At 65.9% G+C, this 20,278-nt stretch carries 17 protein-coding genes; 7 read left to right on the top strand and 10 right to left on the bottom strand.

Annotated features, from left to right (window positions below; genetic code table 11):
* Positions 1–298 precede the first annotated feature (298 nt).
* The 3 genes from PSEWESI4_RS00160 (at position 299) to PSEWESI4_RS00150 (ending at position 2,034) form a co-directional block, all read left to right on the top strand.
* Positions 299–574: a polyhydroxyalkanoic acid system family protein gene (locus tag PSEWESI4_RS00160; RefSeq protein ID WP_187669166.1), complete on the top strand. Its 276-nt coding sequence runs from the start codon at positions 299–301 to the stop codon at positions 572–574.
* A gap of 168 nt (positions 575–742) precedes the next feature.
* Positions 743–1,174, top strand: a complete 432-nt coding sequence (locus tag PSEWESI4_RS00155) for a phasin family protein (RefSeq protein WP_187669165.1) — start codon at positions 743–745, stop codon at positions 1,172–1,174.
* A gap of 11 nt (positions 1,175–1,185) precedes the next feature.
* On the top strand, positions 1,186–2,034 hold the full coding sequence (locus tag PSEWESI4_RS00150; RefSeq protein ID WP_187669164.1) for a phasin family protein: 849 nt from the start codon (positions 1,186–1,188) through the stop codon (positions 2,032–2,034).
* A gap of 133 nt (positions 2,035–2,167) precedes the next feature.
* Here PSEWESI4_RS00150 and PSEWESI4_RS00145 read toward each other — a convergent pair whose 3' ends face one another.
* From PSEWESI4_RS00145 to PSEWESI4_RS00100, 10 genes are all read right to left on the bottom strand, one after another.
* Entirely contained in the window at positions 2,168–2,785 is a 618-nt protein-coding gene (locus tag PSEWESI4_RS00145; protein WP_187669163.1) for a TetR/AcrR family transcriptional regulator, read from the bottom strand.
* Positions 2,786–2,862: 77 nt separating this feature from the next.
* Positions 2,863–4,554 (bottom strand): class II poly(R)-hydroxyalkanoic acid synthase, encoded by a 1,692-nt coding sequence (gene phaC / locus PSEWESI4_RS00140; protein ID WP_187669162.1) that lies wholly within the window; start codon positions 4,552–4,554, stop codon positions 2,863–2,865.
* Between the two features lie 270 nt (positions 4,555–4,824).
* A complete protein-coding gene (gene phaZ, locus PSEWESI4_RS00135; RefSeq protein WP_187669161.1) occupies positions 4,825–5,685 on the bottom strand; it encodes a poly(3-hydroxyalkanoate) depolymerase in 861 nt (286 codons plus the stop codon).
* Positions 5,686–5,849: 164 nt separating this feature from the next.
* The gene (gene phaC / locus PSEWESI4_RS00130) at positions 5,850–7,532 is read right to left on the bottom strand and encodes a class II poly(R)-hydroxyalkanoic acid synthase (protein WP_187669160.1); all 1,683 of its coding nucleotides are present in this window, start codon (positions 7,530–7,532) and stop codon (positions 5,850–5,852) included.
* A gap of 309 nt (positions 7,533–7,841) precedes the next feature.
* Positions 7,842–8,216 (bottom strand): gamma-butyrobetaine hydroxylase-like domain-containing protein, encoded by a 375-nt coding sequence (locus tag PSEWESI4_RS00125; RefSeq protein WP_187669159.1) that lies wholly within the window; start codon positions 8,214–8,216, stop codon positions 7,842–7,844.
* An 84-nt stretch (positions 8,217–8,300) separates the two neighbouring features.
* Positions 8,301–9,638 (bottom strand): ATP-dependent protease ATPase subunit HslU, encoded by a 1,338-nt coding sequence (gene hslU / locus PSEWESI4_RS00120; protein ID WP_187669158.1) that lies wholly within the window; start codon positions 9,636–9,638, stop codon positions 8,301–8,303.
* 55 nt (positions 9,639–9,693) lie between these two features.
* A complete protein-coding gene (gene hslV / locus PSEWESI4_RS00115; protein WP_187669157.1) occupies positions 9,694–10,230 on the bottom strand; it encodes an ATP-dependent protease subunit HslV in 537 nt (178 codons plus the stop codon).
* Between the two features lie 534 nt (positions 10,231–10,764).
* The gene (locus tag PSEWESI4_RS00110) at positions 10,765–11,445 is read right to left on the bottom strand and encodes an SPOR domain-containing protein (RefSeq protein WP_187669156.1); all 681 of its coding nucleotides are present in this window, start codon (positions 11,443–11,445) and stop codon (positions 10,765–10,767) included.
* Between the two features lie 7 nt (positions 11,446–11,452).
* Positions 11,453–13,192 (bottom strand): arginine--tRNA ligase, encoded by a 1,740-nt coding sequence (gene argS, locus PSEWESI4_RS00105; RefSeq protein WP_187669155.1) that lies wholly within the window; start codon positions 13,190–13,192, stop codon positions 11,453–11,455.
* A gap of 313 nt (positions 13,193–13,505) precedes the next feature.
* Positions 13,506–15,734: a primosomal protein N' gene (locus PSEWESI4_RS00100; RefSeq protein ID WP_187669154.1), complete on the bottom strand. Its 2,229-nt coding sequence runs from the start codon at positions 15,732–15,734 to the stop codon at positions 13,506–13,508.
* A 168-nt stretch (positions 15,735–15,902) separates the two neighbouring features.
* Between PSEWESI4_RS00100 and rpmE the strand changes: the two genes are divergently transcribed.
* From rpmE to PSEWESI4_RS00080, 4 genes are all read left to right on the top strand, one after another.
* Positions 15,903–16,115 carry a 50S ribosomal protein L31 gene (gene rpmE, locus PSEWESI4_RS00095; protein WP_187669153.1) on the top strand — a complete coding sequence of 71 codons (213 nt, stop codon included), beginning with the start codon at positions 15,903–15,905 and terminating at the stop codon, positions 16,113–16,115.
* A gap of 22 nt (positions 16,116–16,137) precedes the next feature.
* Positions 16,138–16,932: a thermonuclease family protein gene (locus PSEWESI4_RS00090; protein WP_187669152.1), complete on the top strand. Its 795-nt coding sequence runs from the start codon at positions 16,138–16,140 to the stop codon at positions 16,930–16,932.
* On the top strand, positions 16,929–18,365 hold the full coding sequence (locus PSEWESI4_RS00085) for a M48 family metalloprotease (RefSeq protein WP_187669151.1): 1,437 nt from the start codon (positions 16,929–16,931) through the stop codon (positions 18,363–18,365). The genes PSEWESI4_RS00090 and PSEWESI4_RS00085 overlap by 4 nt, the downstream gene beginning before the upstream one ends.
* Before the next feature lie 99 nt (positions 18,366–18,464).
* Positions 18,465–19,733 carry a malic enzyme-like NAD(P)-binding protein gene (locus PSEWESI4_RS00080; protein ID WP_187669150.1) on the top strand — a complete coding sequence of 423 codons (1,269 nt, stop codon included), beginning with the start codon at positions 18,465–18,467 and terminating at the stop codon, positions 19,731–19,733.
* The last annotated feature ends 545 nt before the right edge of the window (positions 19,734–20,278 follow it).

Here is a 20,278-nt window from a genome sequence, read left to right as displayed (position 1 = left end):
AGCCAGCTTGCTGGCGATGCTTTGGCGTTGCTGGGGATCGCGCGCATGGCGCGCTCCTACAGGTCGGCATCGATGTTGACCTGTAGGATCGGCGGGGACGCCCAGTTCCATGGCCACGAAAAAAGGTTTGACGTAGGAGGTGCATGGCCAGAACGCTGTCCAGCCTCCAGCCTCCAGCCTCCAGCCTCCAGCCTCCAGCCTCCAGCCTCCAGCCTCCAGCCTCCAGCCTCCAGCCTCCAGCCTCCAGCCTCCAGCCTGTATAGTGATGCGACGTCAGGTCGCAGTCAGGAGCCGTCCCATGTCCCGCATCAGTGTCGAACGTCCTCATTCACTCGGCCGCGCCGCCGCTCGGGAAAAGGCGGAGCAATTGGCCGAGCGCCTGGCCCGCGAGTATGACGTCAGGTATCGCTGGAGCGGCGATACCCTGGAGTTCAAGCGCAGCGGCGCCGATGGGCGCATCGAGGTGGGCGACGATAGCGTGCGTGTCGAGTTGAAGCTCGGGCTGCTGTTGTCGGCGCTGAGCGGTTCGATCAAGCGCGAGATCGAGAAAACCCTGGACGAGAAACTCGTTTGAGGCGGCGGCCGGGAGCCGTGCGGTCGGTTGGGTTCCCATATTCGTGGGATGGATCGGCCGCGAGGCGGGCCGGACTAGTATGTTCTTTCTAATTTTCTTCTCTACCTTGCCCCTCAAGCCTGCTTAGTTGTGCGGGCGTTCTCCCAACCTGAACGCAAGAGGTGCAACATGTCGAAAGTTATCGCCAAGAAGAAAGTCGAGAAGGTAGCTGATAAATCCACCCTGCTGACCGACGTCAAACACTACGGCCGTCAGATCTGGCTGGCGGGCCTGGGCGCCTATGCCAAGGCCGGGCAGGAAGGCTTCGATTACCTGAAGGAACTGGTCAAGGCCGGTGAAGAGGTGGAGAAGCAGGGCAAGAAGCTGGTGACCGAACAGGTCGAGGCCGCCAACTCCCAGATCGACAGCGTGAAGAACAACGTCTATAGCGTGAAGGGTAAGGTCGAAGAGCGCTTCGACAAGATCGAGAAGGCTTTCGATGATCGCGTCGCCTCCGCTCTCAATCGCTTTGGCATTCCGTCGCGCCAGGATGTCGATGCACTCTCTGCTAAGCTGGACGTGTTGAACGAGTTGCTCGCGCGCGTGGCTAAGACTCAATAAAGGAGAGCAGGATGGTCGCTAAGAAGAAAACCGAGAAAGAAGGCAGCTCCTGGATCGGCGAGATCGAGAAATACTCGCGGCAGATCTGGTTGGCTGGATTGGGTGCCTACTCGAAGATCAGCAAGGACGGAACCAAGCTGTTCGACACCTTGGTCGCCGATGGCCAGAAGGCTGAGAAGCTGGCCAAGAGCGAAGTCGACAAACAGGTCGATGTGGTGAAAACCAAGGCCAAGACGGCCAAGAGCAAGGTCGGTGAAGTGAAGGGCCTGGCCCTGGGCAAGTGGGGGGAGCTGGAGGAGGCTTTCGACAAGCGTCTGAACAGCGCCATCTCGCGCCTGGGTGTGCCGAGCCGCAATGAGGTGAAGGAGCTGCATGGCAAGGTGGAAGCCCTGACCAAGCAGCTCGAGAAGCTCACCGGCCTGTCCGCCAAATCGGTTAAACCAGCAGCGGCCAAACCGGCGGCGAAAGCCGCCGCGAAACCTGCGGCCAAGGCTGCGGCGAAACCTGCCGCCAAGCCTGCTGCGAAAACCGCGGCGGCGAAACCGGCAGCCAAGCCCGCTGCGAAAGCAGCCGCCAAGCCGGCCGCGAAACCTGCGGCGAAGGCTGCGGCCAAACCGGCAGTGAAACCGGCGGCGAAGCCTGCAGCCAAGGCAGCGGCCAAGCCTGCGGCGAAACCCGCTGCGAAAGCAGCCGCCAAACCTGCGGCGAAGCCGGCGGCCAAGCCAGCAGCGAAAGCCGCGGCGAAACCGGCAGCAGCGGCCAAGCCAGCGGCTCCGGCTCCGAGCGCAGCCCCTGCGCCGGCTCCGGCGGCAACCCCGGCTCCGGCCGAGACGCCGACGACGCCCGTCAACCCGTCCTGATCGTTCGGGGACCAAGAACGCCCGGCCATGTGCCGGGCGTTTGCGTTTCAGGGGATGCAATACGTAGGCAGGGTGAGCCAGACCAATCAGGTTCAGGCTCTGTCTGGTGGGCTGAAGCCCACCCTACGCTCCCTCACTCCTCGTCCAGATAACGCAGCGCCATGCGCTCGGCGATCTGGCGGGGTTCCTCGTGCAGGTGGGGGGCGACCAGCATCATCACCTGGAACACCACCAGCCGGCTTTCCGCCTCGTTGCCGAGCAGGCGCTGGTAGGCGACGGAGAACAGCAGGGTCAGGGTGATCTGTTCGACCAGCAGGCCGAGCGCCTGGGTGTCGCTGGCCAGTTGCCGTTCGGCCTTGAGGCGCGCCAGCAGCGCGGCCAGGGTGCGCTTGAGGCTGTTGAGCCAGGAGCGCACGTTGCGTGCCAGCTTGGGCAATCGTCCGGCCAGGTTGGACAGGTCCTGGAACAGGAAGCGGTACTGCGCCAGGCGCTCGACGATCAGATGCAGGAACAGCCAGTAGTCCTCGGCGCTCAGGCGCGCCTCGGCGGGTGGGTCGAGCAGTGGCGAGATTTCCAGTTGGAAACGCTCGAACAGCGCGAGCACCAGCGGCTCCTTGCCGTGGAAGTGGTAGTAGAGATTGCCGGGGCTGATTTCCAGCTCGTTGGCGATCTCCAGGGTGGAGACGTTCGGTTCGCCGCGCTCGTTGAACAGCAGCAGGGCACATTCGAGGATGCGGTCGCGAGTCTTCATTCCATGTTCTTGTCGTTGTTGCGGGTGCTGCGACGATAGCTGGCCGGGCGGGGCCCGGCCAGTCATTCGTGCCCCACTCAGCGTATATGCACGTAGGTGCCGGGCGCGGCCTCCATGGCCGGGTAGCGCTGGTTGCCGATGGTCATCTGGGTTTCGCGCTGCTCCCCGGAGCGGGCCTGGATCCAGCTCAGCCATTCCGGCCACCAGCTACCGCCGACCTGCTTGGCGTCGTAATACCAGGCGCGCGGGTCTGAGCTGAGCTTGCCATTCTCGAAGTAGTTGGCCTTGGGGTTGCCCGGCGGGTTGAGGATGGCCTGGATGTGCCCGGCGTTGGACAGCACGAAGCGCCGGTCGCCGCCGAGCAGCAGGGTCGAGCGGTACACCGTGTCCCACGGGGTGATGTGGTCGTTGATGCCGGCGACGCTGAAGCTGTCGACGTTGACCTTCTGCAGGTCGATCGGTGTGCCGCACACTTCCAGGCCACCGGGACGGGTCAGCGGGTTGTGCTTGAAGATGTCCAGCAGGTCGCCGTGCAGGGCGGCCGGCAGGCGGGTGTTGTCGTTGTTCCAGTAGAGGATGTCGAACGCCGGCGGCTGCTTGCCGAGCAGGTAGTTGTTGATCCAGTAGTTCCAGATCAGGTCGTTGGGGCGCATCCAGGCGAACACCTTGGCCATGTCGCGGCCATCCAGCACGCCGGCCTGGTAGGAGCGGCGCTTGGCGCTCTCCAGGGTCTGCTCGTCGACGAACAGCATCGCCGGGCTGTTGTCGATCTGGCTGTCCAGCAGGCTCACCGCATAGGAGGCGCTGTTGATCTTGCGCAACTGGCGGCGGGCTTGCAGGTGGCCTTGCAGGGCGGCCATGGTCAGGCCGCCGGCGCAGGCGCCGAGCAGGTTGACGTCCTTGCTGCCGGTGATCGCCCGGCAGGCGTCGACCGCTTCCTCGAGCGCCTGCACGTAGGTCGAGAGGCCCCACTCGCGGTGTCGCGCATCGGGGTTGCGCCAACTGACCATGAACACCTGCAGGTCGTTCTTCAGGGCATACTGGACGAAGCTCTTCTCCGGGCTGAGGTCGAAGATGTAGAACTTGTTGATCTGCGGCGGGACGATCAGCAGCGGCTTGAGGTACTGCTTCTCGCTCATCGGCCGGTACTGGATCAGCTCCAGCAGTTCGTTGCGGAACACCACCGCACCCTGGGTGGTGGCGAGGTTCCTGCCGACCTCGAAGGCCTGCTTGTTCACCTGGCTGGGCAGCCCGTGGTTGTGCAGCAGATCGTCGTACATATGGCGCAGGCCGCGCAGCACGCTGGTGCCGCCGCTGTTGAACAGTTCCTTGAGCGCCATCGGGTTGAGCAGGGTGTTGGACGGTGACAGCGCATCGTTGAGCAGCGAGGCGATGAACAGCGCGCGGGCGCGGTCGTCGGCGCTCAGGTCGCTTTCGTCGATCCACAGGGCGATCTGCCTCTGCCAGGCCAGGTAGGCCTGCAGGCTGCGCCGGTAGAAGGGGTTGAGGGTCCAGGTCGGATCGGCGAAGCGTGTATCGGCGGGGTTGGGCTTGTAGGGTGTGTCGCCGATCAGTACGCGTCCGAGCTGGCCGCCGAAGGCCAGGATGTGCTTGGCGCTGTGCAACGGGTGTTTGAGGCTGTGCAGGGCGATGCCGCGGACGGTGGAGAACAGGTCGCGGCCACGTAGACCGACCACCGCATTCTGGGCGTTCATGAAAGCTGCGGGAGCTGGCAGGGTGTTGGCCGCGGGTTGATTGCGGGTGGGCATGGGGCAGCACTCCGTCGTCAAGGCAGAAGAAACCTGTCCGGCTGCTGGAAAACGGCCGCAGGCTGCACGTTGTAGCTGTTGAGGCGGCCTGCGCTCACTGATGTTTTTCAACAACCTGCTGGACCATTGAGCAAGCAGCAAGGCTTGTACCAATGCGCGCCGGAAGTGCATTCCAGACTGCCGCGCCAAGATTGCAAGGGTGTTACACCAGGCTTCCGTGTGGGGCAAGGCCTGTATCGGCGCACCGATGAGGTGCGCCGCTTGCGCGTATCACGAACCGCGCATTCCGAAGGCCGGCTGCGGGTGCATCACCGCGCGCTGCTTCTCCTCCTGGAGGAATTTCATGATGATCGGCGCCACTGCTTCGGCGCGGGTGATCAGGAACAGGTGACCGTCGTCGATCACGTGAAGTTCCGCGTTGGGGATTCGCCAGGCGAGCAGGCGCATGTTGATCAGCGGGATGATCGGGTCGTCGTCGCCGGCGAGGACCAGTGTCGGCTGGCGGATCTTGTGCAGCCAGTGGATGCTGGTCCAGCCGAGGCCGGCGAACAGTTGCCAGTAGTAGCCCATCTTGCCGCCGGAGCGCACCTTGCTGGCATGCGCCATGGCCAGGCCGGCGTCGCGGCGGAAGGCACCGCCATAGATGTCCGGGGCGATGCGCACGCCGTAGGACGGCTGGATGTAGCGGCGCGGACTGGCCATGCGCCAGAGCACCTTGGGCTTGCCCGGCACCATCACGGCGCCGGCCGAGGTGGCGGCGAGCACCAGTTTCTTGCAGCGCTCGGGATAGTCGTGGGCGAACTGCTGGGCCAGCGCGCCGCCCCAGGAGACGCCGATGGCGTTGACCTGGCCGAAGTCCAGGTAGTCGAGCATGCGTGCGGCCAGCTTGGCCAGGCCGGGGAAACGGTAGGGGCGGCTCGGCGTCGAGGAGCCGCCCACACCGGGAACGTCGAAGGCGATCACCTCGAGATCGGGGTCGAGCGCTTGCACGAAGGGGAATACCAGCTCCAGGTTGGCGCCGATACCGTTGAAGATCAGCAGCGGTGTCAGGTGCGGCTTGCCCGGACGCACGGCGGTGCGCAGGGTCTGGCCGTCGAGCTCGATGGTCCGGAAGACGAAGGGTTGCGGCATGCTGGGTGCCCCTTGCGGCGGCGCGGCCGCCGGTGCGGCAGAGCGACGCGCGCCTGTCCTGTTGACGACCCGCTTGGCCTTTTTCTCGGCCGGTGCGGGTGTGGTGTCGGCAACCTCGCCTGTGTAAGCGGCGCTATCCGGCGCCGCTGCGGGGGGATCGGTCTTCATCGTTCATGCACGTAGGTGCCGGGGGCAGCTTCGCCGGCGGGGTAGGCCTTGCTGCCGAGCTGCGCCGGCGCCTTTTTCAGTTTGCCGGAGCGTTCGGCCTGCCATGCCTGCCAGTGCAGCCACCAGGAGTCGGCCTGCTTGGTGGAGTTTTCCTGCCAGGTCTTGGCGTCGGCAGGAAACTCGCCGTCGCCGGTCATGAAGCGCGCCTTGGGGTTGCCCGGCGGGTTGAGGATGCTCTGGATGTGCCCGCTGTTGGAGAGCACGAATTCGGTCTTGCCACCGAACAACTGGGCCGAGCGGTAGCAGGATTCCCAGGGGGTGATGTGGTCGTTGATTCCGGCCAGGGCGTAGATGTCGCACTTGACTTGCTTGAGGTCGATCGACGTGCCGCACACTTCGAGGGCGCCCGGGCGGGTCAGCGGGTTGGTCTTGAACAGCTCGATCAGGTCGCCGTGCAGGGTGGCCGGCAGGCGCGTGGTGTCGTTGTTCCAGTAGAGGATGTCGAACACCGGCGGCTCGTTGCCGAGCAGGTAGTTGTTGACCCAGTAGTTCCAGATCAGGTCGTTGGGGCGCATCCAGGCGAACACCTTGGCCATGTCCTTGCCTTCCAGCACGCCGGCCTGGTAGGAGCGGCGCTTGGCGGCCTCGAGGGTCTGCTCGTCGACGAACAACGAGAGCTGGGTATCGAGCTTGGTGTCGAGCACGCTGACCAGCAGGGTCAGGGCATTGACCTTGTTCTCGCCGAGCGCGGCGTAGTGGCCGAGCAGCGCGGCGGTGGTGATGCCGCCGGAGCAGGCGCCGAGCATGTTGAGGTCCTTGCTGCCGGTGATGGCGAGGACCACGTCGATGGTTTCCTTGAGCGCTTCGATGTAAGTGGACAGACCCCACTCGCGCTGCGCCTTGGTCGGGTTGCGCCAACTGACGATGAAGGTCTGGAAGCCGCTGCGCAGGGTGAAGCGCGCCAGGCTCTTGTCCGGCGACAGGTCGAACACGTAGAACTTGTTGATCTGCGGCGGCACCACCAGCAGCGGCCGCTCGTGGACCTGCTCGGTGCTCGGCTGGTACTGGATCAGCTCCAGCAGGTCGTTGCGGAACACCACCGCGCCTTCGGTCAGCGCCAGGTTCTTGCCGACCTCGAAGGCGTCCATGTTGACCTGGCTGGGCATGCCGCCGTTGTTCACCAGGTCCTTGGCCAGGTGGCCGAGGCCGTCGAGCAGGCTCTTGCCGCCGGTCTCGAAGAAGCGTTTGACCGCCGCAGGGTTGGCCATGCTGTTGGTCGGCGACATGGCCTCGGTCATCAGGTTGATGACGAAGTGGCCACGGCTGATGTCCTGCGGGGACAGGTTGCTGTGGTCGATCCAGTCGTGCAGCTCCTTGCGCCAGGCCAGGTAGGTTTGCAGGTAGCGGCGGTAAAGTGGGTTCTGGCTCCAGGCCGGATCGGCGAAACGACGGTCGCCGTCCTCCGGCCGCAGCTCGGACTGGCCGAGCAGGACATTCTTCAGTTGCAGGCCGAAATGGGCGACGTGCTTGGCGCTGTGGAAGGGTTGCTTGATGGCTTGGGTCAACACGAGGCGGGCAGAGGTGAGGATATCCTTGCCGCGCAAGCCCACCACGGGGTTGAGGCCGAGGGTGTGTTCGGAGGCTTGGCGCTGCAGGTCTTCGGTGTTCTTGTTGCTCATCTACGACGCTCCATTGTCCTGAGTCGGATACCGGCGTGGGGCTCTGTGATGACAGAGGAAGGTTGCTGGTACTGCTCGGGGTTTACCTGGGGGCGGTGCTTTTAGACGGCCGGAAAGCGACGCTGTGTGTCGTGTTTTCGGCGGCCTGCGAGCTCCGCGTCTTGCTCTGCATCCGCTGGGTGCAAATGCATGGAGCCTGCCACTTCCTTGGTTACCCGAGAATGTCAGTTTGCGCAACTGGCTGCCAAGTGGGCCAATTTGGCCGCCAGTATGCGCAGGGGAATTAGAAAATGCGCTCTAACTACCGAGTTAGAGCATCAGCTTGACGACCGATTCGTTGGGATCGCGCGACTTGCCGGCCTTCTCCAGCTCGAACAAATATTCGCTCCAGAGCTGTTCCTGGTTTTGCGCCAGGCGCTCGAGATAGTCCCAGGTGAACAACCCGCTGTCGTGTCCGTCGTCGAAGCACAGTTTTAGTGCGTACTGCCCGGCGGGTTCGATCCGCTCCAGGCCGACCCCCAGTTTGCCGTACTGCAGCACCGGGTTGCCGTGACCCTGCACCTCGGCCGACGGCGAGTGCACGCGGAGGAATTCGGCGGGCAGGACATAGCGCTCGCCCGGCGCGTATTCCAGTTCGAGGGTCTTCGAAGCCTTGTGCAGCTTGATAGAGGTGGGGATGCGCATGGGGCCAGCTCCAAGTCACAAGCTGCAAGCCACAAGCTGAAGCCGGCACGCTTGCAGCTAATGACTTGTAGCTTGCCGCTGATTTTAGAGGATGTAACGGGACAGGTCCTCGTCCTGCGCCAGTTCGCCGAGGTGGCCGTTGACGTAGTCGGCGTCGATGCGGATCGGCGTTTCGTCGTGCTGCGCGGCGAGGTCGCCGGCGCTGAACGAGACCTCTTCGAGCAGCCGTTCGAGCAGTGTGTGCAGGCGGCGCGCGCCGATGTTCTCGGTTTTCTCGTTGACTTGCCAGGCAATCTCGGCGAGACGCTTGATGCCGTCCGGCGCGAACTCGATGTTCAGCCCCTCGGTCTTCAGCAGCGCGCTGTACTGCTCGGTCAGCGAGGCGTGCGGCTCGGTGAGGATGCGCTCGAAATCCTGCGGCGACAGCGCCTTGAGTTCGACGCGGATCGGCAGGCGGCCCTGCAGCTCCGGCACCAGGTCGCTGGGCTTGCTCAGGTGGAAGGCGCCCGAGGCGATGAACAGGATGTGGTCGGTCTTCACCATGCCCAGCTTGGTGTTCACCGTGCAGCCCTCGATCAGCGGCAGCAGGTCGCGCTGCACGCCCTCGCGGGACACATCGGCGCCGCCGACGTTGCCGCGCTTGGCGACCTTGTCGATCTCGTCGATGAACACGATGCCGTTCTGCTCCACCGCTTCCAGGGCGTGGGCCTTGAGCTCTTCCTCGTTGACCAGGCGCGCGGCCTCCTCGTCGCGGATCAGCTTGAGCGCTTCCTTGACCTTCAGCTTGCGGCTCTTGCGCTTGCCCTTGCCGAGGTTGGAGAACAGGTTCTGCAACTGGTTGGTCATCTCCTCCATGCCGGGCGGCGCCATGATTTCCACGCCAGCCGGACTCTCGGCGACCTCGATGTCGATCTCCTTGTCGTCGAGCTGGCCCTCGCGCAGGCGCTTGCGGAACAGTTGGCGGGTGTTGGAGTCGGTGCTTTGCGCCGACTCCTCGCCGAAGCTGCGCGCCGGTGGCAGCAGGGCGTCGAGGATGCGGTCCTCGGCGGCGTCCTCGGCACGGTGGCGGACCTTGATCATCTCCTGCTCGCGGAACATCTTGATCGCTGCGTCGGCGAGGTCGCGGATGATCGATTCCACGTCGCGGCCGACGTAGCCGACCTCGGTGAACTTGGTCGCTTCCACCTTGATGAACGGCGCGTTGGCCAGCTTGGCCAGGCGACGGGCGATCTCGGTCTTGCCGACGCCGGTCGGGCCGATCATCAGGATGTTCTTCGGCGTCACTTCCTGGCGCAGCTCGACGGGTAGCTGCATGCGCCGCCAGCGGTTGCGCAGGGCGATGGCGACGGCGCGCTTGGCTTCGTCCTGGCCGATGATGTGGCGGTTGAGTTCGTGGACGATCTCGCGGGGTGTCATGGGCATGGCTTGGAACTCGCTGTCAGGGCGGCGCCGGGCGCCGCCGGAAGGCGGGACCGCGTCACTCGGCGCAGTCCAGCTCCTCGATGGTCAGATTCTGGTTGGTGAAAACGCAGATGGAGCCGGCGATGTTCAGCGCCGTCTCGGCGATCTCGCGGGCGGACAGGTTGGCCTCGCCGCGTTGCATCAGCGCCAGCGCGGCAGCCTGGGCGAAGCCGCCGCCGGAGCCCATGGCGATCAGCCCGTGCTCGGGTTCGACCACGTCGCCGTTGCCGGTGATGATCAGCGAGGCATCCTTGTTGGCCACCGCCAGCATGGCCTCCAGGCGGCTCAGCGAGCGATCGGTGCGCCAGTCCTTGGCCAGCTCGACGGCGGCACGCACCAGGTGGCCCTGGTGCTTTTCCAGTTGCCCTTCGAAGCGCTCGAACAGGGTGAAGGCATCTGCGGTGGCCCCGGCGAAGCCGGCCAGCACCTGGCCGTGATAGAGGCGGCGGACCTTCTTGGCGTTGCCTTTCATCACGGTGTTGCCGAGGGAAACCTGGCCGTCGCCGCCCATGACGACTTTGCCGTTGCGGCGGACTGAAACGATGGTGGTCAAGGGAAGGATCTCCACGCAGCGGGGCGCTGTGGCCCGAATGGAGATTCATATGGGGGTAATGGCGAGGCGCTTCAAGCCTCGGGTTGCAAGAAAAGGATTGACGGGGTTCGCGCGCTGGCGGGAGCCATAGGAGCCGATAAGGGCGCTGGAGGCTGGAAGGCTGGACGAAACGGCGGTCCGGCTTTTGTAGGGTGCGCTGTGCGCACCGTTTACCCTGGCGCCAGCAGGGTGTTTCGCTGGAAGCGCAGGTGCTGGCCCCGGATCGGTGCGCACGGCGCACCCTACGTGTTTATTGGATTCCCGCGTTAGCGGCGGCCCAATAAACAGCCACGTAGCCCGGATTGCATCCGGGCTACTCGTCTGCTTTTGTAGGAGCCAGCTTGCTGGCGATGCTTTGGCGTTGCCGGGGATCGCGCGCATGGCGCGCTCCTACAGGTCGGCATCAATGCCGTGTTTGTAGGATCGGCGGGGACGCCCAGTTCCATGGCCGCGAAAAAGGTTTGACGTAGGAGGTGCATGGCCAGCCTCCAGCCTTCAGTGCACCTGCCGCTGCTGCAATAGCAGGTTGCTGAAGCCGTTACCGGCCAGTTGCTTCTGGGCCTGGGTCAGTTGCTCGCGGTTGTTGAACGGGCCGACCAGCACCCGATACCAGGTTTCCTCGCGCACCTTGCCCGATTCCAGCTTCACGCTCTGGCCGAGCAGGGCGATCTGGGCGCGGACGCCTTCGGCGTCGCTCTGCTTGCGGAACGAGCCGGCTTGCAGGAAGTACTGGGTGCGGGCGGCCTTCACCGCGTTCGGCAGCGGCGGCGGCACTTCGCCGCGCAGCGCCGCTTCGGCGCGTGCCGCGTCGGCCTTGGCCAGTTCCTGCGGGGTGGGCGGCGGCGGGGTCTTCTCGGGTACCGCTTCCGGCGGGACGATCACCTCGGATTCCGGCAGCAGGGTATAGAAATCGTACTTCGGCTTGGCTGGCTGCTGCGGCGTCGGTGTCGGCGTGGCAGCCGGCTTGTCGGCGGGCTTGCCGAGCGGGCGCTGGGCGGTTTCCGGCTTGGTGCGCTTGATCTCGTCGCGGCCCGGCTCGAGCTGCATCAGGAACATCAGCAGACCGCCGATCGCCAGGCCGCAGGCCAGCCACAACCAACCGGGCACCGGTTTCTTCTTCGGTGCCTGGTAGCGGGTCGCGCCGCGCTTGGGTGCGGATTTCTTCTTGGTCGCCATGGGGCCGTTACATGCGTTCCAGGGTTTGCAGGCCGAGCAGTTCCAGGCCCTGCTTGAGGGTGCGACCGGTCAGCGCGGCCAGGCGCAGGCGGCTCTGCTGCTGTTCGGCGGTTTCCGCGGCGAGGATCGGGCAGTGCTCGTAGAAGCTGGAGAACAATCCGGCGATATCGTACAGATAAGCGCACAGTACGTGCGGCACGCCTTTCTCGGCGACGCTGCCCAGGATTTCGCCGAACTGCGCCAGGCGCGCGGCCAGGGCGGTCTCCTGGTCGGCCTGGAGGACGATGTGGCCTTCGACTTCGTCGAATTCCTTGCCCAGCTTGCGGAACACGCTGGCCACCCGGGTGTAGGCGTAGAGCAGGTAGGGCGCGGTGTTGCCCTCGAAGCTCAGCATCAGCTCGAAGTTGAAGCTGTAGTCGCTGGTGCGGTGCTTGGACAGGTCGGCGTACTTGACCGCGCCGATGCCCACCGCGCGGGCGATGTTGCGCAGTTCGGCCTCGTCCAGCTCGGGGTTCTTGTCCTTGACCAGGGCGTAGGCGCGGGCTTCGGCCTCGTCGAGCAGGTCGATCAGCTTCACCGTGCCGCCGTCGCGGGTCTTGAACGGCCGGCCGTCGGCTCCGTTCATGGTGCCGAAGCCCATGTGCTCCATCTCGAAGCTTTCCGGCACGAAGCCGGCCAGGCGGGCCGCGGCGAAGACCATCTGGAAGTGCAGGGCCTGGCGCTGGTCGACGAAGTAGAGCGCGCGGTCGGCCTTCAGCACGTTGGCGCGGTAGCGGGTGGCGGCCAGGTCGGTGGTGGCGTAGAGGTAGCCGCCGCCGGCCTTCTGCACGATCAGTGGCAGCGGGTTGCCCTCGGCGTTCTTGAACTCGTCGAGGAACACGCACTGCGCGCCGTCGCTCTCGGTCAGCAGGCCCTTGGCCTGGAGGTCTGCGATGACGTTGGGCAGGTCGTCGTTGTAGGCGCTCTCGCCCTTGACGTCGGCCATGGTCAGGTTGACGCCGAGGCGGTCGTAGACCTTCTGGCAGTGGCTCAGGGAAATGTCGTTGAAGCGGTTCCACAGGCGCAGGCATTCGGCATCGCCGGCCTGTAGCTTGACCACCAGTTCGCGGGCGCGGTCGGCGAACTCGGGGGATTCGTCGAAGCGCTTCTTGGCCGCGCGGTAGAAGGATTCCAGGTCGGACAGCTCGGCATCGTTGTCCACCGGCTGTTCCTGCATGTAGGCCAGCAGCATGCCGAACTGGGTGCCCCAGTCGCCAACGTGGTTCTGGCGGATCACCGTGTCGCCGAGGAATTCCAGGACGCGGGCCACGGCGTCGCCGATGATGGTCGAGCGCAGGTGGCCGACGTGCATTTCCTTGGCCAGGTTCGGTGCCGACAGGTCGATCACCACGCGCTGCGCCGGGCCGTCCTTGTGCACGCCGAGGTGCGCGTCGGCGAGGGCGGCTTCCAGGCGTGCGGCCAGCGCGCTGGTGTCCTGGTAGAAGTTGAGGAAGCCGGGGCCGGCGATTTCCACCTTGCTGATCTGCGCGTCCTGCGGCAGGGCGGCGACCAGTTTCTCGGCCAGCTCGCGCGGCTTCAGCCCGGCCGGCTTGGCCAGCATCATGGCGATGTTGCTGGCGAAGTCGCCGTGGCTCTTGTCCTTGGTGTTTTCCACCTGGATGGCCGGGGCGAGTCCCTGGGGCAGCGTGCCCTCGGCGGCGAGACGGTCGAGGGCGTGCTGGATGAGCTGGCGGATCAGGTCTTTCATGAAGGTTCTTCCTGCCGACGGGCGGCGGCGCCTGGGCGCTGGTTGAAAACTGCGCATTATCGGCGCCCGGAGGGCGCAGGGGCAACCCGCATGAAAGCCGGGAAGAGCCGAAAAAAGCGCTGAAGGCTTGACGAAAAAGCCTCATGGACCGGCTAACCAGGTGATGGAGCAACGCCCTTGTAGGGTGCGCGCACCGTTTACCGGGCAAGGTCCGCGTCACGCCAGAAACATGGGCGCTGTCGCCCTATCGGTGCGCCGCGGCGCACCCTGCCGAAACCTTTCGTCCAGCCTTCCAGCGCTCTTCTCGGCTTTTCTAGAACAGATCGATCGGATCGACGTCCAGCGACCAGCGCACCGCGCGGCCGCCGGGCAGGTTTTCCAGGCTCGGCAGCAATTGGCCAAGCACGCGGTGCAGCGGCGCGCGGGCGTTGGCCTGGAGCAACAGTTGCGCGCGGTAGCGGCCGGCGCGGCGTTCCATGGGCGCCGGGACCGGGCCGAGCAGTTCGACGCCGTAAAGGCGCTGTTCGGCGAGCAACTGCTCGGCCAGCCCGCAGGCATCGTCGAGGAAGCCTTCAGCCTGGCCCGGCTTGTGCGCTTCGGCGCGCAGCAGGGCGAGGTGGGCGAATGGCGGCAGGCCGGCGGCGCGGCGTTCGGCCAGGGCCTGCTCGGCGAAGGCGAAGTAGCCCTGCTCGGTCAGTTGCACCAGCAGGGGATGGTCGGCCAGGTGGCTCTGGATGATCACCCGGCCCGGCTCCTCGGCCCGTCCGGCGCGCCCGGCGACCTGCACGATCAGTTGGGCCATGCGCTCGCTGGCGCGAAAATCGGCGGAGAACAGCCCGCCGTCGGCATCGAGGATCGCCACCAGCGTCACCCTGGGGAAGTGATGGCCCTTGGCGAGCATCTGCGTGCCGACCAGGATGCACGGTTCGCCGCGCTGGATGGTGGCGAACAGGTTCGCCATGGCGTCCTTGCGCGACGTGCTGTCGCGGTCGACGCGCAGCACCGGGTGGTCGGGGAAGAGGATCGCCAGGCGCTCCTCGGCCCGCTCGGTGCCGGCGCCGACCGGGCGCAGGTCGACGTGTCCGCACTGCGGGCAGCTTGCCGGGCGGCGCTCGACGTGGCCGCAATGGTGGCAGCGCAGTTCGTTGCTGCGCTGGTGCAGGGTCATCCGCGCGTCGCAACGGCTGCAGCCGGACACCCAGCCGCAGTCGTGGCACAGCAGGGTCGGCGCGAAGCCGCGGCGGTTGAGGAACACCAGCACCTGCTGGCCGGCTGCGAGTGTCTGGGCGATGGCCTGTTGCAGCGGCGGGGAGATGCCGGAATCCAGCGGCCGGCTCTTCACGTCCAGGCGCAGGAAGCGCGGTGCCTGTGCGCCGCCGGCGCGGTGGTTGAGCCTGAGCAGGGCGTAGCGGCCGGCGTGGGCGTTGTGCAGGCTTTCCAGGGAGGGGGTGGCCGAGCCGAGCACGATCGGCATGCCCTCCTGCTGCGCGCGCACCAGGGCCAGGTCGCGGGCGTGGTAGCGCAGGCCTTCCTGTTGCTTATAGGACGCGTCGTGCTCCTCGTCGACGATGATCAGCCCTGGCCGTTGCAGCGGGGTGAACAGCGCCGAGCGGGTGCCGATGACGATGTCCGCCTCGCCGTCGCGCGCCGCCAGCCAGGCATCGAGGCGCTCGCGGTCGTTGACGGCCGAGTGCAGCAGGGCGATCCGCGCATTGAAGCGCCGCGAGAAGCGCTCCAGGGTCTGCGGGCCCAGGTTGATCTCGGGGATCAGCACCAGCGCCTGTTTGCCGGCTTCCAGGGTTTCGCGGATCAGTTGCAGGTAGACCTCGGTCTTGCCGCTACCGGTCACTCCGGCCAGCAGGAAGGCGCCGAAGCGGCCGAAGCCGGCGCGCACCGCTTCCAGCGCCGTGCGCTGCTCGGCGTTCAGGGGCAGTTCCGGTTGCGCCAGCCAGTGCGTCGGCGGCGGGGTCTGCGCATGGCGGCGCACCTCGATGCGCACCAGGCCTTTTTCGCGCAGCAGGTCGAGGCTGTCCTTGTTCAGTTCCAGCTTGGAGAGCAGCGCGTGGGGCACGCCGTGCGGGTGCTGGGCGAGCGCCTTCAGCGCTTCGCGCTGGCGTGGGGCACGGGTCAGGCGCGGGTCGTCGAGTCGGGCGTCTTCGGCCAGGTGCCAGAAACGCTCCTGGCGCGCTTCGGCCGGCTCGCCCTGGCGCAGCAGCACCGGCAGCGCCCAGCTCAGGGTGTCGCCGAGGCTGTGCTGGTAATACTGGGCGGTCCACAGGCAGAGCCGGAACAGCGCCGGCGGTATCGGCGGGCGGGGGTCGAGCAGTTCCAGCGCCGCTTTCAGCTTGTCCGCCGGCACCTCGCTGTGGGCGACCTTCTCGACCAGCACGCCGATCACTTCGCGGCGACCGAACGGCACGCGCAGGCGCATCCCCGGTTGCAGGCGCGCGGCAGCGATCCCCGCCGGCGCGCGGTAGTCGAACAGGCGGCGCAGCGGCGAGGGCAGGGCAAGGCGGAGGATGGGTTGGGCGTCGTCGGACACGCGGCGGCTCCAGAGGTGAGCGGCGATCTTAGCATGGCGGCCGACGACGGCCGGCAGCCTCGACGGCTTGCGTCGCCGGCCGGCTCTGGTATCATCCGCCGCCTACTTTTGCGTGCGGTGCCCGATAATGGTGTCGGGTGGCGGTGCGCCAGACCTGAGGAACGTGTCATGAAAGCCGACATCCATCCGAATTACGTCGAGATCGAAGCTACCTGCTCCTGCGGTAACGTGATCAAGACCCGCTCCACCCTGGGCAAGAGCATCAGCCTCGACGTGTGCTCCGCTTGCCACCCGTTCTACACCGGCAAGCAGAAGGTGCTCGACACCGGCGGCCGTATCGACCGCTTCAAGCAGCGTTTCGGTGTGTTCGGCGCCAAGTAAGCCGACCTCGCCGCGAGAGCCCATGGGTATTCTCGAGCAACTGAAAAAGGCGTCCCTCGTGGGCGCCTTTTTCGTTTGCCTGTCCGGCAACGCGCTGGCGAGCTGCCTGCTGCCCGGCAAGCTGCCGACCCATGCGGTGCAGCGGGTGGTGGACGGCGACACCCTGCGCCTGGCCGATGGCCGCAACGTGCGGCTGATCGGCATCAACGCGCCCGAACTGGCGCGCCGGGGCGGTAGCGCCGAGCCTTACGCCGAGGCGGCGCGCAAGCACCTGCAGAAGCTCGTCGCGGCCAATGACGGCAAGGTTTCCCTGAAGGTTGGCGCGCAGGCCAGGGACAACTACGGCCGCCTGCTGGCCCATGCCTACGATGCTTCCGGGCGCAATCTCGAAGCTGAACTGCTGGCCGCCGGCCTTGGCTATCAGGTGGCGGTGGCGCCCAACGTCGAGCTGGTCACTTGCCTGCGCGGCGCCGAAGCCGAGGCTCGCCGAGCAGGGCTCGGGCTGTGGCGGCGCCCGCCGGTGCGTACGCCGCAGCAGATCGAGCAGGGCGGTTTCGCCCTGGTGCAGGCGCGGGTGCGGCGGGTCGAGCGCAATCGCGGCGGCCTCTGGCTGGAACTGGACGGTCCGCTGGTGCTGCACGTGGCGCCGAAGGTGCTTTCCCGGTTCGACGAGAAAGCCCTGAAGAAGCTGGACGGCCGGCGTGTCGAGGCGCGCGGCTGGGTGATTGACCGTAGCCGGCGCGGCGGCGTAAAACCGGGACAGGCACGCTGGATGCTGCCGCTGACCGATGGGGCGATGCTGGAGGTGTTGCCGTGAGACTGCCGACTATCGCATTGCTGATCCTGCTGGCCGCCGGTGTGACCGGGTGCGCCACCAATCCCGCGACGGGGAAAAGCAACTTCGTGATGATGAGCGAGCAGCAGGAGCTCGAACTCGGTCGGAGCGCCAGCCAGGAAATCGCCAAGCAGTACCCGCGCTACGCCGACGAGAAGCTGCAAACCTATGTGCAGCGGGTTGGCGAGCGGGTCGCGCAGTACAGCCACCGCAGCAACCTGGACTACCGGTTCACGGTGATCGACAGCCCCGACATCAACGCCTTCGCCCTGCCCGGCGGCTACATCTACATCCATCGCGGACTGCTCGCCTACCTCGGTTCCGAGGCCGAGCTGGCGGCGGTGCTCGGCCACGAGGTCGGCCACGTCACAGCGCGCCACAGCGTGCAGCAGCAGAGCCAGTCGATGGCCTGGAACGTGTTCGGCCAGATGGTGGCGATCGGTACCGGAGTCGGCGCCGCCGGCGACCTGACCAACGTGCTCGGCACGGCCATGGTGCGCGGCTACGGTCGCGACATGGAGCTCGAGGCCGACGGCCTCGGCGCACAATACCTGGCGCGCAGCGGTTACGACCCGCAGGCGATGATCGAAGTGGTCAAGGTGCTCAAGAGCCAGGAGGACTTCGCCCGCGACCAGGCGGCCAAGCGCGGCCAGGCGGTATCGACCAGCAGCTATCACGGAGTCTTCGATACCCACCCGGACAACGAGCGGCGCCTCCAGCAGGTGGTCGGCCCGGCGCGGGCATTGGCTGCCGGTCAGCAGGAAGTCAACCGGGAAGTGTTCCTCCAGCATCTGGAGGGCCTGCCGTTCGGCGATTCGGAAGCCACCGGCGTGCGCCGCGGACAGCGCTTCTATCACGCCGGACTGGGCTTCACCCTGAGCTTTCCCCAGGGCTGGACGCAGACCAATCGCCCCGACGTACTGCTTGGCCAGAGCGCCGACCAGCACGCCTTCGTCGCCATGACCCTCGATCGCGCCGAGCGCACTCCCGAGGAGTTCCTCCGCGCGCGCCTCGGTGGCCAGCGCCTGGCGATGCCCGAAGCGCTGAACCAGGCCGGCCTGCAGGGTTACACCGGGGTGATCCCGGGGCGCCCGGCCAAGCGCGTGGCGGTCATCTTCAAGGACAAGAACGCCTTCCTGTTCGTTGCCGCGGTGAAGAACGGCGCATCGCTGGAAAGCGAGGACGAGCGTTTCCTGCAGACCATCAAGAGCTTCCGCCCGTTGAAGACCGAGGAGCGCAAGCTGGCGCAGCCGATCCGCCTGCACCTGGTGCGCGCCAAGGCCGGCCAGAGCCTCGCCGACCTGGCCAAGGGCAGCCCGCTGCCGGGCGACGCCGAAGCCACCTTGCGCCTGCTCAACCACCTCTATCCGACCGGCGAGCCGCAGCCCGGGGATTGGCTCAAAGTCTTACGTTAGAGAGCTTGACTTGTAGGACAATTCTGCCTTGTGGGTCAGCAGCACATTGCGTATGCTCGGCCGCCTGTTTTGTTCAACAGCACAAGCGGGAATGTCACCATGTCTGATCTGAAAACTGCCGCTCTCGACTACCATGCCCAGCCCCGCCCCGGAAAGCTGAGCGTCGAGCTGACCAAGCCGACCGCGACCGCCCGCGACCTGTCGCTGGCCTACAGCCCTGGCGTAGCCGAGCCGGTACGTGAAATTGCCCGCGATCCCGAGCTGGCGTTCAAGTACACCGGCAAGGGCAACCTGGTGGCGGTGATCTCCGACGGTACCGCGATCCTCGGCCTGGGCAACCTCGGCCCGCTGGCTTCCAAGCCGGTCATGGAAGGCAAGGGTGTGCTGTTCAAGCGTTTTGCAGGCGTCGATGTGTTCGACATCGAAGTCGACGCGGAAAGCCCGCAGGCCTTCATCGATACCGTCAAGCGCATCTCCATCACCTTCGGCGGCATCAACCTGGAAGACATCAAGGCGCCCGAGTGCTTCGAGATCGAGCGTGCTCTGATCGAACAGTGCGACATCCCGGTCTTCCATGATGACCAGCACGGCACCGCCATCGTGACCGCCGCCGGCATGCTCAATGCCCTGGAAATCGTCGGCAAGAACCTGGCCGATGCGAAGATCGTCTGCCTCGGCGCCGGCGCCGCGGCGATCTCCTGCATGAAGCTGCTGGTGAGCATGGGTGCGAACGTCGAGAACATCTTCATGGTCGACCGCAAGGGTGTGATCCACGCCGGCCGCGACGACCTGAACCAGTACAAGGCGGTGTTCGCCCACGAGACCAGCAAGCGCACCTTGTCCGACGCTCTCGATGGCGCCGACGTGTTCGTCGGCCTGTCCGGTGCCAACCTGCTCAGCCCGGAAGGCCTGCAGCGCATGGCGGCCAACCCGATCGTGTTCGCCTGCTCGAACCCGGATCCGGAAATCAAGCCGGAGCTGGCCCACGCCACCCGCAACGACGTGATCATGGCCACCGGTCGTTCCGACTATCCGAACCAGGTCAACAACGTGCTCGGCTTCCCGTTCATCTTCCGCGGCGCGCTGGATGTCCGCGCCACCCGCATCAACGAGGAGATGAAGATCGCCGCCGCCAACGCCCTGCGCGAGCTGGCCAAGCAGCCGGTGCCGCAGGAAGTCTGCGACGCCTACGGCGGCATCAAGCTGGAGTTCGGCCGCGAATACATCATTCCGAAACCGATGGACGCACGCCTGATCACCGTGGTCAGCGACGCGGTGGCCAAGGCGGCGATCGAGAGCGGCGTAGCCACTCTGCCGTACCCGGAGCACTATCCGCTGCAATCGGTGGCTGATGTGTTCAAGGCCTGATCGGCCCGGCCCAGACAAAGAAACCCGCTTCGGCGGGTTTCTTGCGTTTTGGGGTAGGGAAGACGATTAAAGCGCTGGAGGCTGGAAGGCTGGACGAAAAAGCAGCTTTTGTAGGGTGTGCTGTGCGCACCGTTTACCCTGGCGCCAGCAGAGTGCTTCGCCGGAAATATGGAGGTCGGCCCCGGATCGGTGCGCACGGCGCACCCTACGTAAAGCCTCGTTCTCCACCGTCATCCCCGCGAACGCGGGGGCCCAATAAACAGCCACGTAGCCCGGATTGCATCCGGGCTACTCGTCCGCTTTTGTAGGAGCCAGCTTGCTGGCGATGCTTTGGCGTTGCTGGGGATCGCGCGCATGGCGCGCTCCTACAGGTCGGCATCGATGTTGACCTGTAGGATCGGCGGGGACGCCCAGTTCCATGGCCACGAAAAAAGGTTTGACGTAGGAGGTGCATGGCCAGAACGCTGTCCAGCCTCCAGCCTCCAGCCTCCAGCCTCCAGCCTCCAGCCTCCAGCCTCCAGCCTCCAGCCTCCAGCCTCCAGCCT

It is taken from the genome of Zestomonas carbonaria (assembly GCF_904061905.1).
Classification (GTDB): Bacteria; Pseudomonadota; Gammaproteobacteria; order Pseudomonadales; family Pseudomonadaceae; genus Aquipseudomonas; species Aquipseudomonas carbonaria.
The sequence above is the reverse complement of the archived record's forward strand: the minus strand, read 5'-3'. Positions and strand labels throughout refer to the sequence as shown.